At 76.6% G+C, this 1,280-nt stretch carries 2 protein-coding genes; both read right to left on the bottom strand.

The window, feature by feature from the left end; translation table 11 throughout:
* Positions 1 to 450 precede the first annotated feature (450 nt).
* Entirely contained in the window at positions 451 to 675 is a 225-nt protein-coding gene (locus AC069T_RS15105; protein ID WP_358854697.1) for a hypothetical protein, read from the bottom strand.
* Between the two features lie 86 nt (positions 676 to 761).
* The gene (locus tag AC069T_RS15110) at positions 762 to 962 is read right to left on the bottom strand and encodes a hypothetical protein (protein ID WP_478783166.1); all 201 of its coding nucleotides are present in this window, start codon (positions 960 to 962) and stop codon (positions 762 to 764) included.
* Positions 963 to 1,280: the final 318 nt, after the last annotated feature.

The raw sequence follows: 1,280 nt of genomic DNA on the forward strand, positions 1-1,280 counted from the left end.
CGGGCACAGTCGTAAGGCCGGCGCTCTACCGAGCGCGAGGCCCGCACGCAAGCGCCAGTCGTAGAGGCCACCCCGCCAAGCGGGACGCCCGCACGCCGGGCACAGTCGTAAGGCCGGCGCTCTACCGAGCGCGAGGCCCGCATGCAAGCACCAGTCGTAGAGGCCACCCCGCCAAGCGGGACGCCCGCACGCCGGGCACAGTCGTAAGGCCGGCGCTCTACCGAGCGCGAGGCCCGCACGCAAGCGCCAGTCGTAGAGGCCACCCCGCCAAGCGGGACGCCCGCACGCCAGACGCTGCCAGTCGTGGGGGCGGGTGGCCCGCCGAGCGGGCGTTCGGGCGCCGGTCGTGGAGGCCGCTCCGCCCAGTGGGGAGTCCCGTCGCCGGGACCGCTGGTCCCGGTGGCGCCCGCCGATCCGCGCAGGCCGCCCCCGCCCGGGGAGCCGCGACGCCTACGCCGCGTCCCACCGGTGCGGGGGACCGCCGCGCCACTCCACCCGGCCGGGGTCGTCGAGCAGGTCGTCCGGGTCGGGGAGTCCGGCGGCCTCCAGGAACACGATCAGGTCGTGGTCGGAGTGGGCGAGGCCCAGGTCCTCGTCCCGGCCGTCCCTGTGCACGCTCACCCGCCGGCCGCCGCTGCGCGACGGCCGGTGCACGACGATCATCGCGTTGGCCACGAGATCCAGGGTGCCCCCTCGGCGCGGGCGGCGCAGCCCGGCAGGACCGCCCGGTGGCCGTCACGGGCCGGCCGGGCGTGCGGCGGTCACCGGCCGCGGGTCGCTCCGCGCGGCCGGTTCGCGGGACGCGACGGGGCGGGGTAGGAGGCCTCTTCCTCCTCGTCCAGCGGCGGCAGGTCGACGGTGTAGCACGGCTGGAGGAACAGACCGTGGTGCTGCGGCGCGGCCGGCGGTCCCGCGGGAGTCTCCACGGGAGAGGCGGAGTCGTGCTGAGGAGAGACGGGCATCCAAAACCATCCGGAGTTGAGGGGCGCACGGATCAAAGACGGGGCTGTCGAACGATGCCGCCCGGTATCTGCCCGCCTCGCGTGCGGCTGCCCATTAGATCCTATTGGCGGCGGCACGACGACAGGGCGCGGTACGAGAAGCGGTCCGGATGGGCACGCGCCCGTGCCGGGAGCGCGCCGCGCATGCGCCGAACGGCGCACCGCGGGGGCCGGATCCGGCCCCCACGCCGGCGTCGGCGCACCCCCCCGGAGGGGCAGTCGCGTCCCCCCCCTTACCCCCGGGGGTCCCCACAGGGCGATTCCCGCCCTCCACCGGGC

The sequence above is a fragment of the Streptomyces sp. NPDC043867 genome, from assembly GCF_056435845.1.

Excerpts from the sequence above, each read along its gene's own strand:
- AC069T_RS15110 (WP_478783166.1), bottom strand. The coding sequence starts at position 962 with ATGCCCGTCTCTCCTCAGCACGACTCCGCCTCTCCCGTGGAGACTCCC.